17 protein-coding genes, 1 pseudogene and 2 riboswitches are annotated in these 14,213 nt (G+C 62.8%); of the genes and pseudogenes, 8 read left to right on the top strand and 10 right to left on the bottom strand.

Annotated elements, in window-relative coordinates; translation table 11 throughout:
- Positions 1-834, top strand: a complete 834-nt coding sequence (gene fghA / locus GVL52_RS03510; protein ID WP_160004017.1) for an S-formylglutathione hydrolase — start codon at positions 1-3, stop codon at positions 832-834.
- Positions 835-940: 106 nt separating this feature from the next.
- On the opposite strand, the gene GVL52_RS03505 is transcribed toward fghA, so the two are convergent.
- The 7 genes from GVL52_RS03505 to crcB form a co-directional block, all read right to left on the bottom strand.
- Positions 941-1,336, bottom strand: a complete 396-nt coding sequence (locus GVL52_RS03505; RefSeq protein ID WP_160004016.1) for a DoxX family protein — start codon at positions 1,334-1,336, stop codon at positions 941-943.
- A 127-nt stretch (positions 1,337-1,463) separates the two neighbouring features.
- Positions 1,464-2,996 (bottom strand): acyl-CoA carboxylase subunit beta, encoded by a 1,533-nt coding sequence (locus GVL52_RS03500; protein WP_160004015.1) that lies wholly within the window; start codon positions 2,994-2,996, stop codon positions 1,464-1,466.
- Between the two features lie 33 nt (positions 2,997-3,029).
- Entirely contained in the window at positions 3,030-3,506 is a 477-nt protein-coding gene (locus GVL52_RS03495; RefSeq protein WP_160004014.1) for a hypothetical protein, read from the bottom strand.
- A 68-nt stretch (positions 3,507-3,574) separates the two neighbouring features.
- Positions 3,575-4,360, bottom strand: coding sequence for an ATP12 family chaperone protein (locus GVL52_RS03490; protein WP_160004013.1), 786 nt, complete (start codon positions 4,358-4,360; stop codon positions 3,575-3,577).
- Positions 4,361-4,368: 8 nt separating this feature from the next.
- Entirely contained in the window at positions 4,369-5,022 is a 654-nt protein-coding gene (locus GVL52_RS03485) for an HAD-IA family hydrolase (RefSeq protein ID WP_160004012.1), read from the bottom strand.
- On the bottom strand, positions 5,019-6,014 hold the full coding sequence (locus GVL52_RS03480) for an RluA family pseudouridine synthase (RefSeq protein WP_160004011.1): 996 nt from the start codon (positions 6,012-6,014) through the stop codon (positions 5,019-5,021). Before GVL52_RS03480 ends, GVL52_RS03485 begins: the two co-directional genes overlap by 4 nt.
- 89 nt (positions 6,015-6,103) lie before the next feature.
- Entirely contained in the window at positions 6,104-6,481 is a 378-nt protein-coding gene (crcB, locus tag GVL52_RS03475; RefSeq protein ID WP_160004010.1) for a fluoride efflux transporter CrcB, read from the bottom strand.
- 232 nt (positions 6,482-6,713) lie between these two features.
- On the opposite strand from crcB, the gene GVL52_RS03470 reads away from it, so the two are divergent.
- Positions 6,714-7,094, top strand: a complete 381-nt coding sequence (locus tag GVL52_RS03470) for a hypothetical protein (RefSeq protein WP_160004009.1) — start codon at positions 6,714-6,716, stop codon at positions 7,092-7,094.
- A 26-nt stretch (positions 7,095-7,120) separates the two neighbouring features.
- On the opposite strand, the gene GVL52_RS30310 is transcribed toward GVL52_RS03470, so the two are convergent.
- The gene (locus GVL52_RS30310) at positions 7,121-7,279 is read right to left on the bottom strand and encodes a hypothetical protein (RefSeq protein WP_200847761.1); all 159 of its coding nucleotides are present in this window, start codon (positions 7,277-7,279) and stop codon (positions 7,121-7,123) included.
- A gap of 265 nt (positions 7,280-7,544) precedes the next feature.
- On the opposite strand from GVL52_RS30310, the gene GVL52_RS03465 reads away from it, so the two are divergent.
- From GVL52_RS03465 to GVL52_RS03440, 6 genes are all read left to right on the top strand, one after another.
- A complete protein-coding gene (locus GVL52_RS03465) occupies positions 7,545-7,814 on the top strand; it encodes a hypothetical protein (protein WP_160004008.1) in 270 nt (89 codons plus the stop codon).
- A gap of 103 nt (positions 7,815-7,917) precedes the next feature.
- Positions 7,918-8,005, top strand: a riboswitch (glycine riboswitch).
- A gap of 3 nt (positions 8,006-8,008) precedes the next feature.
- Positions 8,009-8,090, top strand: a riboswitch (glycine riboswitch).
- Positions 8,091-8,163: 73 nt separating this feature from the next.
- Positions 8,164-9,300 (top strand): glycine cleavage system aminomethyltransferase GcvT, encoded by a 1,137-nt coding sequence (gene gcvT / locus GVL52_RS03460; protein ID WP_160004007.1) that lies wholly within the window; start codon positions 8,164-8,166, stop codon positions 9,298-9,300.
- Positions 9,301-9,556: 256 nt separating this feature from the next.
- Positions 9,557-9,919 carry a glycine cleavage system protein GcvH gene (gene gcvH, locus GVL52_RS03455; RefSeq protein ID WP_160004006.1) on the top strand — a complete coding sequence of 121 codons (363 nt, stop codon included), beginning with the start codon at positions 9,557-9,559 and terminating at the stop codon, positions 9,917-9,919.
- Positions 9,919-12,798, top strand: a complete 2,880-nt coding sequence (gene gcvP / locus GVL52_RS03450) for an aminomethyl-transferring glycine dehydrogenase (protein ID WP_160004005.1) — start codon at positions 9,919-9,921, stop codon at positions 12,796-12,798. Before gcvH ends, gcvP begins: the two co-directional genes overlap by 1 nt.
- A gap of 331 nt (positions 12,799-13,129) precedes the next feature.
- Complete coding sequence (locus GVL52_RS03445) at positions 13,130-13,312, top strand: hypothetical protein (protein ID WP_160004004.1); 183 nt, start codon at positions 13,130-13,132, stop codon at positions 13,310-13,312.
- Positions 13,313-13,352: 40 nt separating this feature from the next.
- Positions 13,353-13,625: a DUF982 domain-containing protein gene (locus GVL52_RS03440; protein WP_160004003.1), complete on the top strand. Its 273-nt coding sequence runs from the start codon at positions 13,353-13,355 to the stop codon at positions 13,623-13,625.
- 25 nt (positions 13,626-13,650) lie between these two features.
- Here the strand turns inward: GVL52_RS03440 and GVL52_RS30770 are convergent, their stop codons facing one another.
- Complete coding sequence (locus tag GVL52_RS30770; RefSeq protein WP_244619088.1) at positions 13,651-13,950, bottom strand: cupin domain-containing protein; 300 nt, start codon at positions 13,948-13,950, stop codon at positions 13,651-13,653.
- A pseudogene (locus GVL52_RS30765) lies at positions 13,938-14,213 on the bottom strand (hypothetical protein); the annotation flags it as partial. The gene GVL52_RS30770 and the pseudogene GVL52_RS30765, both read right to left, overlap by 13 nt.

Below are 14,213 nucleotides of genomic sequence, written 5' to 3'. Positions count from 1 at the left end.
ATGAACATCCTTTCCCAGGCGACCGCCTTCGGCGGCATGCAGGGCGTCTTCACGCACACCTCCGACGCCTGCAAGGTCGACATGACCTTCGCGGTCTTCGTCCCCCCGCAGGCGATCGAAAAGCCCTGCCCGGTGCTCTGGTATCTCTCCGGCCTGACATGCACCCACGCCAACGTCATGGAAAAGGGCGAATACCGCCGCATGGCCGCCGAACTCGGGCTGATCATCGTCTGCCCCGACACCAGCCCGCGCGGCAACGACGTGCCCGACGAATTGACCAACTGGCAGATGGGCAAGGGCGCCGGATTCTATCTCGACGCCACCGAAGAGCCCTGGGCCGAGAACTACCAGATGTATAGCTACATCACAGAAGAGCTGCCGGCTTTCGTCAGTCAGCACTTCCGCGTCGACATGGACCGGCAGGGTATTTTCGGCCACTCGATGGGCGGCCACGGCGCCATGACCATCGCGCTGAAGAACCCCGACCGCTTCAAGAGCTGCTCGGCCTTCGCCCCGATCGTCGCGCCATCGACCGCCGACTGGTCGGCACCGGCGCTGGAGAAATATCTCGGAGCCGACCGCGCTGCATGGCGGCAGTACGACGCCTGCGCGCTGGTAAGCGACGGCGCACGCTTCCCCGAATTCCTGATCGATCAGGGCAAGGCCGACGGTTTCCTGGAAACGGGCCTCAGGCCCTGGCTGTTCGAAGAGGCGATCGAGGACACCGGCATCAAGCTGACGCTGCGCACCCACGAGCGCTACGATCACTCCTACTACTTCATCTCGACCTTCATGGACGATCACCTGAAGTGGCACGCCGAGCGGCTCGGCTGATCGCACCGATGGCCTGAAACACGATCGGCCCCCGAAAGGGCCGATCGGTTTGCGTTCGTCCCCAAACGCATATCAGACATCGCGGGACAGGCCCGCGGCAGCAGCGTCACGCCTTGGCGCGATTGTCCACCGAAAACGCACCGGCACCTGCAAACACCAGGAACAGGAAGACGAAGCAGTAGAGGATCGCTTCGCCGCCGCCGTTGACAGCCGGGAAGAAGCCGTGCGGGAAATGCGCCATGAAGTAGGCGACAGCCATTTCACCGGACAGGATAAAGGCAACCGGGCGGGTCAGGAAGCCGACGAGGATCGCCAGTCCGCCGATCACCTCGAGCAGGGCTGCCGTCAGCGCCATCGCCGAAAGCGGGCCGCCGGCGCCCTGCGGAATCGGGAAGGCAAACAGTTTCATGGTGCCGTGCTCGATGAAGAGCAAGGCGGTAATGATCCGCAGCGCAGCGAGCGCGTAGGGCTGGTACGCGCTGAGGCGTTCGAAACTTGGCATTAGGACTCTCCATTGGTCAAAAGACAGTCGAGCGTTAGCCGGTTGCCAGGCCACAAAGAAGTCACGATTTCCTTAACTCCGATCACATCCACTTGATTTTCATCGGTTTTCCCCATTTTTTTCCACATCAGAGTGGAATATTATCGTGTTTCTTCCACGGATTGGACAGATCCTTGTTGCGCAGCATCTTCAAGCCGCGCGCCAGCCGCCGCCGCGTCGAGTGCGGCATGATCACCTCGTCGATATATCCGCGCTCTGCCGCAACGAAGGGCGAGAGGAAGCGATCCTCGTACATCTTGGTATGCGCGGCGATCTTCTCGGCGTCGGCAATGTCCTTGCGGAAGATGATCTCCACCGCCCCCTTGGCCCCCATCACCGCGATCTGCGCCGTCGGCCAGGCATAGTTCAGGTCGCCGCGCAGATGTTTTGACGCCATCACGTCGTAAGCGCCGCCGAAGGCCTTGCGGGTGATCACGGTCAGCTTCGGCACGGTCGCCTCGGCATAGGCGAACAACAGTTTCGCCCCATGCTTGATCAGCCCGCCATATTCCTGTGCCGTGCCCGGCAGGAAGCCCGGCACATCGACGAAAGTCACGATCGGAATGTTGAAGCAATCGCAGAACCGCACGAAACGGGCCGCCTTGCGCGACGCATCGCTGTCGAGCACGCCGGCCAGCACCATCGGCTGGTTGGCAACGAAGCCGACCGTCGATCCCTCGATCCGCCCGAAGCCGCAGACGATGTTTTTCGCAAAGCTCGCCTGGATCTCGAAGAAGTCGCCTTCATCGACGGTTTTCAGGATCAGTTCCTTGATGTCGTAGGGCTTGTTGGCATTGGCAGGCACCAGCGTATCCAGCGAGCCGTCCGCCTCGGTCACCGACTGGTAGCAATCGATCTCCGGTAGCGCCGAGGTGTTGGATTGCGGCAGCAGGTCGATCAGCCGGCGCACCTGCAGCAGCGCCTCGACGTCGTTGTCATAGGCGCCGTCGGCAATCGACGACTTCGTCGTGTGCACCGAGGCACCGCCGAGTTCCTCGGCCGTCACCGTCTCGTTGGTCACCGTCTTCACCACGTCAGGCCCGGTCACGAACATGTAGGAGGTATCGCGCACCATGAAGATGAAATCGGTCATCGCCGGCGAATAGACGTCGCCGCCGGCGCAAGGGCCCATGATCACCGAGATCTGCGGAATGACGCCCGAGGCCAGCACGTTGCGCTGGAACACCTCGGCATAACCGCCAAGCGCCGCCACACCTTCCTGGATGCGGGCGCCACCGGCATCGTAGATCCCGATGATCGGCGCGCGGTTCTTCAGCGCCATGTCCTGGACCTTGATGATCTTCTCGGCATGCGCCTCCGACAGCGAGCCGCCGAACACGGTGAAATCCTTGGCGAAGACAAACACGGTGCGACCGTTGACCGTGCCCCACCCGGTGACCACGCCATCGCCGGCCACCTTGCTCTTCTCCATGCCGAAATCGCTCGACCGGTGTTCGACGAACATGCCGAACTCCTCGAACGAGCCTTCGTCGAGGATCAGGTCGATCCGCTCGCGCGCCGTCAGCTTGCCGCGCTTGTGCTGCGCATCGATCCGCACCTGCCCGCCGCCCTTGCGGGCGACCTCGCGGCGACGCTCGAGCTCTTCGAGAATATCCTTCATCGGCTCCCCCCGCCTCCCGTGCAAAACTCTGGATTATTCGGAACCAGCGTTCAGCGTAAAGATCGACCGTATCCGCGCCGCGATGTTTTCGGCGAGAATCTCGTCGGACGATTCCGAACTGTTCGACCGGCTGATTACTTCGAACGACGAGACGGCAATGACAGTGCCCTCATCGACGGAAGCCGCATCGACCGTCACCTTGGCCGAACTCTGGCTCTTGTCGAAGCCCTGTTCCTTCAGCACCGAGACGATGCGGATCGTCAGAACGACGCGCGGATAGACCTCGGTGCGCACCGTCGCGTTGATCGCCTTGTTGATCCGGTCGCCGACGCCCGAAAGCACCACGGCCGGTATATTCGGTCCCGACAGAACGACGACGCTGCGCACGTCATAGACCGGGCCCGCCGGCTCTTTCGAAAACATCGAACCGCAGGACGCCAGTGCGAAACCCGAAAAAAGCGCGAGAGATAACAATAGAACTTTGGAAATAGCCGACTGAAACACATTCATGATGAAAAACCGCATCCACCCACTGAGAGTCGCGATCTTCGCCATAAAGGCGTTCAAGGCAATATGATTCAGCTCTTGATCGCCAAAAAAGCGCGCGTCGCGGCCTGGAAATCGACCAACCGCAGCGCCCGGCGCTCTTCGGCCTCTTCGTCGCTGCCCCAGTGCTCGGTCGTCCAGTCCTCGTCGAGATGCGCAAGCGACCAGACCGCCTCTTCGTCGAGTTCACCCTCGGCAAAGGCCAGCGCCAGCAGCGCCGATCCGGTCAGCGTCGTGATCGTGTGGAGAACGGCAAGCGCCGTCGCATTGTCGTGCTTGCGCAGTGCCGACGAATACGCCGCAATGGCGCTCTGCGGCTGCTGCTGATGGACGATGCCTTCAGCCAGGATGAAGCGCGCGCCGAGCGCATTCGACGCCCAGTCGAGCACCGGGTCCCAGCGCTCGGTCTGCCGCGCCACCAGCTCTTCCGGGCTGTCGGCGCGGTAGCAGAGCAGGTCGGTGCCGGAAAAGCGCAGGATATCCTCGAACACGGCCTGCGTATCGGTGGCAACGCCGTCGATCGCCGTGTTCACCAGCTTGGTCACCGGCATCGAGGCCGGATCGATCACGTCTGCCTGCGCCTGCCACTCTGCCGCCATCAGGTCGGCCAGCTTTCGGGTCGGAGCCGCCAGCTGGTTGCGCGCCGGCGTGCGCACTGCCTTGCCGTCGAGCTCGATGGTAAAGCCGCCCTCGCCTTCGCCAACGGCGACCTCTTTGTAGAAGCGCTTCGGCAGCGGCTTCTTCATCTGGATCTGCGCCCGGCGGATCGGGTCGGGATGGCTCAACCCTTCGGTCAGGTCGTTCAACAGATCACGCATGGCTCACCTCAGGAAAAATGCTTCAGAATATCGTCTGCCCGGTAGGCGATGCTATCGGCGCCGGCAGCCAGCAGCTCGTCTATGGCGGCATAGCCCCAGGACACGCCAACGGCGGTGGCACCGGCTGCCTTTGCCATCTGCATATCGTAAATCGCGTCCCCGATGACAATGGTATCGGCAGGATTCATTCCGGTCTCGCTGCAGCACTCCGTCACCATCGCCGGATGCGGCTTCGACGGGCAATCGTCTGCGGTGCGCGTCACGATGAAATCGGGCGTAAACCCATGCTTCTCCAGAACATGCACCAGCCCGCGCCGCGACTTGCCGGTCACCGCCCCGATCAGCACATTGTCGTTGGCCGCCAGCGTCCCGATCAGCTCCGCGATACCGGGAAACAACGGCACATCGACGCCGGCCTCGTCTCTGACACCAGGATAGATCGCCTTGTAATGCGCCGTCATCGCCACCGCCTCGTCATCGACATGCGGCTTGCCCTGCATCCGGGCAATGGCGATATCGAGTGTCAAGCCGATGATCGACTTGGTCTGCGACAGCTCCGGCCGCGCATGGCCGAAATCCACGAAGGTCCGCGCCATCACCGCATGGATCAGCGCCGCACTGTCGACCAGCGTTCCATCGCAATCAAACAGCGCCAGCTTCATTCGTAGTCTTCCCGGTCGGCTTCAGCGAGATCGAGGCCGAGCAGGTTCCAGGTCTGGACCATGTGCGGCGGCAGAGGTGCGGTCACGCGCAGGCGCCCGCCGTTCGGATGCGGAACATCGATCTTGCGCGCATGCAGATGCAGCCGCTTCTGGATGCCGCCAGGGAAATCCCAGTTGTGGTCGTCGTCGAAATACTTCGGGTCGCCGATGATCGGGTGGCCCATGTGCAGCGCGTGAACGCGCAGCTGGTGGGTACGGCCCGTATAGGGCTCCATCTCCAGCCAGGCCAGGTTCTGCGCCGCCGTTTCGCGCACCTTGTAATATGTGATCGCGTGGTCGGCGCCGTCTTCGCCGTGCCGCGCCACCCGCATCCGGTCGCCGTCGGGGGTCTGTTCCTTGACCAGCCAGCTGGAAATCTTGTCCTCGTGCTTGCGCGGCACGCCCTTGACCAGCGCCCAGTAGGTCTTCTTGGTGTCACGCTCGCGAAACGCCGCCGTCAGCTTCTGCGCCGCACCGCGGGTACGGGCAATCACCAGCACGCCTGATGTGTCGCGGTCGAGCCGATGCACCAGCCGCGGCTTCTCGCCCTTCGGGCTGGTCCAGACTTCGAGCATCTTGTCGATATTGCGGGTGACGCCGGAGCCGCCCTGCACGGCAAGGCCGGCCGGCTTGTTGAGGACGATCACCTTGTCGTCCTCATGCAGCACCATGCGCTGCAACAGTTCGTAGTCGCCGCCATGCTTCAGGTCGTGGCTGGCGATCGGCGTGTTCTTCGACTTGGCATCGACGTCCATCGGCGGCACGCGCACCACCTGGCCGGGCTGCACGCGCGCATCGGTCTTGACGCGGCCGCCATCGACACGCACCTGGCCGGAGCGCAGGAGCTTCTGTAGCGGCCCGAAGCCGAGGCCCGGAAAATGGATCTTGAACCAGCGATCGAGCCGCATGCCCGCCTCATCCGGTTCAACCGTAATATGTTCAATGCCAGCCATGAAAGTACTTTCGGAAAGAGTTGCCGGCGCCAGGCGCGGCCTTTGCCGGTGGCTTTAGAGCATTTTTGACAAAAACGGAAACCTGAATCTCAGAACACGGCGCGGGTGATCGCTAGTCCGGCAAACACCGCCAGCATCGACAGCCCGACACTGGCAATCATATAGACAGCACCCGAGGCCAGATCGCCACGCTCGAACAGCGAGATCGCATCCAGCGAGAACGCCGAAAACGTCGTGAACCCGCCGAGAAACCCGGTGATCAGCAGCAGCCGCAGATCCGCCGACGCCCCGAAGCGCCGCGCGATCATCTCGGCGAATACCCCGATGACGAAGCAGCCGACGACATTGACCGTCAGCGTCCCCCACGGAAACCCCGGCCCCATGACGCGAAGCGCCCACTGGCCGACGAAATAGCGCAAAACAGAACCGATGGCGCCACCGAAGGCGACGAGAAGAACTTGAGTCATGCGAGGTGTTTAGCGCAAGGCGGGAAGGTTGCCAATTGGAGCGCGGCGCGCTTTTGGCTTGCTGCGCCGGGTCCAAGTTTATTCACCTTAAGGCAGCTTTCGAATTGATCGTTGACGCCCAAGTTGCAAAACATGTTCGGACCATGCAAACCGAACCGAAAGCCGAGAGACGTCGAGGATGGCGATAAGACGAAAATGGATATACGCCGGCCTCGGTTGGGCAGCACTCGTGGTGGCATCGATCACCGCGATCTCCCTCTACGACACGCCGGCGAGGACACTGCGGTCCGTGTTGCAGATTGAGGAACTTCCCGCATCGGTCAGCAACGTCAAATGCGTGGTTCCGCTGGTCATGACGGACGATCTCGCGTCCTGCAGCTTTCAGGTCGAACCGTACGACATGGTCTCGACGCTGGTTGGCTGGCGTTTCTCCGGTGAGAACGAGCGCGGCAACAGCCTGGACTTTGCTTATGACCCTGCCGATCTAACCCAATTCAAGGTCGATTACATCTATCGCGCCGACAAAGATCAATTCGGCCCCGCTGGAGGACATGTGATCGTCGTTATCGACAAGGACAGGCGCAACGCGCTGGTAGATCTCTATATCGAGTAGCTTTCAAGTCAGTCGCCCTCCCGCCCTCAATAGCTGCAGGGGCGGTCATTGTTGAAACCCAGCGCACAGGCCGAATTCAGCGGCAGATTGGGGTCGCGGCTTGCGGTCGTCGACGTGCACGCCGAGACGATGCAAGCGGGAAGGATGAAAGCGCCAACAAGAACGAGGATGCGAAATCGGTTCATCTGAATTGTTCCTTCCAAGACCGATGTGCGGGTTTGAGCGACCTGCCGCAATTGCAGCCATTCATCGCGCCGTTGATGTTACCAACAATCAGCTGTTTGTCTTGCAGTACAGCGAGAGATGTCAAAGTCGTGCGGCAGAATTCCCTTCGCTATACAGGCGACATGGCACACAATACTCCAAATCCGCCCCACAAATCATCAATTCCATAAAATCCTAATATTTTTATTAGCGAGAGGCGAACCCCCGCCGGACTAAGCCTGTCCTATGACAGTTCTCGTTGGTACCATTTCGGCAAGCACGGCGGCCTCAGCGTTCGAAGCGTTGCGCATCGCGCCGCGCGTGTCTGCGAGCACGGCAGCCAAGGATGCCCGCAAGGTCGCCGACAGGAAAAGACAGGCGGATGCCGGTCAGATCACCGATGAGACCGCCGCCGTCATCAATTCCACGGAAGTCGCGCTCGACCTGATGACCATGGGCCAGAAGCAGCCGCAGGCCAGCCTCAAGCAGGCTCTCAAGCTCTACGAAGAGGACTGAGCAGACGCCTCGCGCGTCGCTTGCTAGCCGAAGGCCGCGACAAAAATTTGTTCGCCGGCGACATTCCCCCTTGCCAACACCCACGATGGCCAGATAATTGCGCTCAACCTTGTTGGGAGAAGTCGGTCGTTGGCGACCGGTGCCGAAGGAGCAACCGCCCCGGAAACTCTCAGGCAAAAGGACCAGCAAGGGGCAGACGGAACTCTGGAGAGATGCGTTCTTCGAAACGCGCGCCGAAGGGATAACAATCTCAGGCAAAGGGACAGAGGGGGCTCGAAAGACAAGGCGCAACTGCGCCTGAACGTTTGAGCCCGCGCTTGGTATCCACGCGCAAACCCCGGAGGCGTCCTTGGACGATACTGCTGCCCTGAAGAAAACCCCGCTGCATCAGCTGCATGTGTCGCTTGGTGCCCGTATGGTGCCGTTCGCCGGATACGACATGCCGGTGCAATATCCGGCCGGCGTCATGAAGGAACACCTGCAGACCCGCGCCGCCGCCGGCCTGTTCGATGTCTCCCATATGGGCCAGGTGATCGTGAAGGCGAAGTCGGGCCGTTATGAGGATGCAGCGCTTGCGCTGGAGAGCCTCGTCCCCGTCGATATTCTCGGTCTTGCCGAAGGCCGCCAGCGCTACGGTTTCTTCACCGACGACAATGGCGCCATCCTCGACGACCTGATGATCGCCCATCTCGACGACCACCTGTTCGTCGTCGTCAACGCCGCCTGCAAGGACGCCGATCTCGCCCATATGCAGAAGCATATCGGCGACCGCTGCGACATCACCCTTCTCGACCGCGCGCTGATCGCGCTGCAGGGCCCGCGCTCGGTGGACGTGCTGGCCGAACTCTGGGCCGACGTCGCCGCCATGAAGTTCATGGACGTCCGCCACTGCCGCCTGCACGACGTCTCCTGTCTGGTCTCGCGCTCCGGCTATAGCGGCGAGGACGGCTACGAGATCTCGGTGCCATCCGACATGGCCGAAGACATCGCCAAGCGCCTGCTCGAGCACCCTGATGTCGATCCCGTCGGCCTCGGCGCCCGTGACAGTCTGCGCCTCGAAGCCGGTCTCTGCCTCTATGGCAACGACATCGACACGACCACGACGCCTGTCGAGGCAGCGCTCGAATGGGGCATGCAGAAGGCCCGCAAATCAGGCGGTGTCCGCGCCGGCGGCTTCCCCGGTGCGACCCGCATCCTGTCGGAACTCGACAATGGCGCCACCCGCCGCCGCGTCGGCCTGAAGCCCGACGGCAAGGCGCCGGTGCGCGGCCATGCCAGGCTTTATGCCGATGCCGAGGGCAAGACCGAGATCGGCGAAGTGACATCGGGCGGTTTCGGCCCGAGCGTCGAGGGTCCGGTGGCCATGGGCTACGTGCCGGTCAGCCATGCGGCTGTCGGAACGGTGGTTTTCGCCGAGGTGCGGGGCAAGTATCTGGCCGTCACGGTCTCGGCCCTGCCCTTCGTCACGCCAACCTACAAGCGCTAGGACAAATGATGGCTGTGCCGGGTCGCTCCCCCTCTGGCCTGCCGGCCATCTCCCCCACAAGGGGGGCGAATACCAGTGGCCAGATCAAAGCCCCACAACGCCTTCATCAGCATAGTCTACGGATCGAGCTGGCACCGAGGCGCACCACGAATTTTCTCCCCCCTTGTGGGGGAGATGTCCGGCAGGACAGAAGGGGTCATTGCCCCGACCACAAACCATTCAAACAATCCACCCATTCCCCAGAGAGGACCGTCCCATGCTGAAATTCACCGAAGAACACGAATGGCTGCAGATCGAAGCTGGCGTTGCCACCGTCGGCATCACCAACTACGCCGTCGAACAGCTCGGCGATCTCGTCTTCGTCGAACTGCCTGAAGTCGGCGCCACCTTCGGCAAGAACGACAACGCCGCCACCGTCGAATCCGTCAAGGCAGCCTCCGACGTCTACTGCCCGCTCGACGGCGAGATCACCGAAGTGAACCCTGCCATCGTTGCCGATCCGTCGCTGGTCAATTCCGATCCGCAAGGCGCCGGCTGGTTCTTCAAGCTGAAGCTTGCCAACGCTGCCGACGCCGACGGCCTGCTCGACGAGGCAGCCTACAAGGAGCTCACCGCGTAATGACCACGCCGACAGAATTCCAGTTCACCGACTACCAGCCCTACGACTTCGCCAACCGTCGTCACATCGGCCCGTCACCGGCCGAAATGACCGAGATGCTGAAGGTCGTCGGCTATGCCTCGCTCGACAAGCTGATCGACGCCACCGTGCCGCCATCGATCCGCCAGAAGGCACCGCTCGTCTGGGGCGCGCCGATGACGGAGCGCGAGGCGCTCGACAAGCTGCGCGAGACCGCCAACAAGAACAAGCTTCTGGTCTCGCTGATCGGCCAGGGCTATTACGGCACCATCACCCCGCCGGTGATCCAGCGCAACATCCTGGAGAACCCCGCCTGGTACACGGCCTACACACCCTACCAGCCGGAGATCTCGCAAGGCCGCCTCGAGGCGCTGCTGAACTACCAGACGATGATCTGCGACCTCACCGGTCTCGACGTCGCCAACGCCTCGCTGCTCGACGAAGCGACCGCTGCTGCCGAAGGCATGGCGATGGCCGAGCGCGTCTCCAAGTCGAAGGCCAAGGCCTTCTTCGTCGACGCTGCCTGCCATCCGCAGACCATCGAGCTGATCAAGACCCGCGCCGAGCCGCTCGGCTGGACGGTGATCATCGGCGACCCCTTCACCGATCTCGACCCGGTCGACGTCTTCGGCGCCATCTTCCAGTATCCGGGCACCCATGGCCACGTCCATGATTTCACCGGCCTGATCTCGCGCCTGCACCAGACCGGCGCCATCGCCATTGTCGCCGCCGATATCCTGGCGCTGACGCTGCTGAAGTCCCCGGGCGAAATGGGCGCCGATATCGCCATCGGCAATTCGCAGCGCTTCGGCGTTCCGGTCGGCTACGGTGGCCCGCACGCCGCCTACATGTCGGTCAAGGATGCCCACAAGCGCTCGATGCCCGGCCGTCTGGTCGGCGTCTCGGTCGATGCCCGCGGCAACCGCGCCTATCGCCTGTCGCTGCAGACCCGCGAACAGCATATCCGCCGCGAAAAGGCGACGTCGAACATCTGCACCGCGCAGGTGCTGCTCGCCGTCATGGCCTCGATGTACGCCGTGTTCCACGGCCCCAAGGGCATCAAGGCGATCGCCCAGCAGGTCCACCAGAAGGCCGTGCTGATGGCCAAGGGGCTTGAAAAGCTCGGCTACACCATCGAGCCGGAAACCTTCTTCGACACCATCACCGTCGATGTCGGCCACATGCAGGCCGTCATCATGCGCGCCGCCGTTGCCGAAGGTGTCAACCTGCGCAAGGTCGGCGCCACCAAGATCGGCATGAGCCTTGACGAGCGCACCCGCCCGGCAACGCTGGAAGCCGTCTGGCGCGCCTTTGGCGGCAACCTCGAGGTTGGCGCGTTCGAGCCGAGCTATCGCCTGCCGAAGGGGCTCGCCCGCACCAGCGAGTACCTGACGCATCCGATCTTCCACATGAACCGCGCCGAAAGCGAGATGACCCGCTACATCAGGCGTCTGTCCGACCGCGATCTGGCGCTCGACCGCTCGATGATCCCGCTCGGTTCCTGCACGATGAAGCTCAACGCCACGGCGGAAATGCTGCCGATCACCTGGCCGGAGTTTTCCGACATCCACCCCTTCGTGCCCGCCGACCAGGCGCTCGGCTATCGCGAGATGATCGACGACCTGATCGAAAAGCTCTGCGCCGTCACCGGCTACGATGCCTTCTCGATGCAGCCGAACTCCGGCGCGCAGGGCGAATATGCCGGCCTCTTGACGATCCGCAACTACCATATCGCCAACGGCAATGGTCACCGCGACGTCTGCCTGATCCCGACATCGGCCCACGGCACCAACCCGGCCTCGGCCCAGATGGTCGGCATGAAGGTCGTGGTCGTCAAGGTGCGCGAGAACGGCGATATCGACCTCGACGATTTCCGCGCCAAGGCCGAGCAGCACAAGGACAACCTCTCCTGCTGCATGATCACCTACCCCTCGACCCACGGCGTCTTCGAGGAGACCGTCCGCGAGATCTGCGATCTCGTCCATGAGCGCGGTGGCCAGGTCTATCTCGACGGTGCCAACATGAACGCCATGGTCGGCCTGTCCCGCCCCGGTGACATCGGCTCCGACGTCAGCCACCTCAACCTGCACAAGACCTTCTGCATCCCGCATGGCGGCGGCGGTCCCGGCATGGGCCCGATCGGCGTCAAGGCGCATCTGGCCCCCTTCCTTCCCGGTCACCCGGAGGGCGACGGCCAAGCCGATCAAAAGACGTCGGGTGCAGTGTCTGCGGCAGCCTTCGGCTCGGCCTCGATCCTGCCGATCTCGTGGAGCTACTGCCTGATGATGGGCGGCGAAGGTCTGACGCAGGCGACCAAGGTGGCGATCCTCAACGCCAACTACATCGCAGCCCGCCTGAAGGGCGCCTACGACGTGCTCTACAAGTCGGAAGCCGGCCGCGTTGCGCACGAGTGCATCATCGACACCCGTCCGCTGGTCGATAGCTGCGGCGTCACCGTCGATGACGTTGCCAAGCGCCTGATCGACTGCGGCTTCCATGCGCCCACCATGAGCTGGCCGGTCGCCGGCACGCTGATGATCGAGCCGACGGAATCCGAGACGAAGGCCGAACTCGACCGCTTCTGCGAGGCCATGCTGGCGATCCGCCAGGAAGCCCGCGACATCGAAGAAGGCCGTTCCGACAAGCTGAACAACGCGCTGAAGAACGCCCCGCACACGGTCGAGGACCTGGTCGGCGAATGGGATCGTCCCTATTCGCGCGAACAGGCCTGCTTCCCGCCCGGCGCCTTCCGCGTCGACAAGTACTGGTCGCCGGTCAACCGCGTCGACAACGTCTTCGGCGACCGCAACCTGATCTGCACCTGCCCGCCTCTCGAAGACTACGCGGAAGCGGCCGAGTAACGACAACGAACACGAAACGCCCGGCACCGCCCGGGCGTTTTTGCGTCCGCGCACTGCCATCCACCGCGCTCCGTTTTCCGAGACGCAGTCAGATCCCCGGCACAAGGCCTGCGATGACATCGGAGGCAGCCAAGCTGGCGGAAGACGCCCGGTTAAGCTTGGTCAAAGTTCTGTTTTTATTGATAAATTCTCTCTCTCCCGTCATCCTCGGGCTTGTCCCGAGGATCTCCAACGGTCACCAAAGTCTCGAGTTCAATGGCTCGAACCCACCTCCCGCAACACCGCAGCAGAAGGAAGCCAACAACCACATGCCACATCTAAAGGGCTTCCGATGACAGCCGCGCCCCTGAAGACGCAATCCGCGCGGCACGTCAGTTCGAAAGCGCCGGCGCAGACGTCACAACGCGCAATCGCCCCATCGGCCACCGACCTTCACCAGACCGAACCCGCGATCATCCGCCGATGGCTGCAGCGCGACATCTTCCCCCTTGTGACCGAGCAGCCGCATCGCTAAGGATCACCCAATATCCGCGAACACACAGGTCACCGAGACAATGGCAAAATCCGACAGCGATCTCACCCTGGCACTCTGGCCGAAGCCGGTGCTGCTCGCGCTGGAGGAGCCCGGCCAATACGTGACCATCGCAACGACGCAGGCCGCCTCCTGGGCGATGATCGAGGATTGGCCGATGGAAGACGGCCCGGAGCTCGACAAGGCGCTGCTGATCTGCGCCGACGTCGTCAAGGGCAAGCGCAGCAACGAGGACGCCCGCAGGGCCTTCCTCGCCGCAGCAAAGGAAGCCGGCATCGATATCAAGGCCGACTGACGGCGGCCAACGGTCATGACCGTGGTCAGCCCTTTCCCGGCACCGTCAACGGCGGCCCGAGAAACTCGACCTTCCACGCCTGCGCAAACAGGTTGAGCGCCGCTTCATCCGGCCGCCCGTCGCGCATCACTCCGGCAAGTCCGGTGAAGAAGGCCTTGGCGTCGAGCCCCGGCGCGATCAGGATATATTGCCGCGCCGGCCTGTCGGTCACGTTGACGAAGGCATGCACCGCACCGCCGGGCACGGTCACCACATCGCCCTCCTCCGCATAGAACTGCGCGCCATCGACCTCGAACAGATAGCGCCCCTCCATCACCCGGAACACCTGGTCTCCTCGTGCCGATGCCGAGGTGGCCCGAAGCCCGGCGCATTGACCGTGTCGATGAAGCAGAATTCACCGCCCGTGGTCGCCGGATCGACGCGCACGCTGAGCTCCAGCCCGATCGCCGGGATGTGTATGACCTCCTCGGTCGCCTTGGAATGCGATATCTGAATAACCACGAATGATAGCCTCCCGATCGACCTTCGCCCGGCCCGACAGCAGAACACCGAACCCTGCTCTACGCAAGTCACCACCCACCCCCAGTC

The sequence above is a fragment of the Rhizobium sp. 18055 genome (genome assembly GCF_902706285.1).
Classification (GTDB): domain Bacteria; phylum Pseudomonadota; class Alphaproteobacteria; order Rhizobiales; family Rhizobiaceae; genus Rhizobium.
The sequence above is the reverse complement of the archived record's forward strand: the minus strand, read 5'-3'. Positions and strand labels throughout refer to the sequence as shown.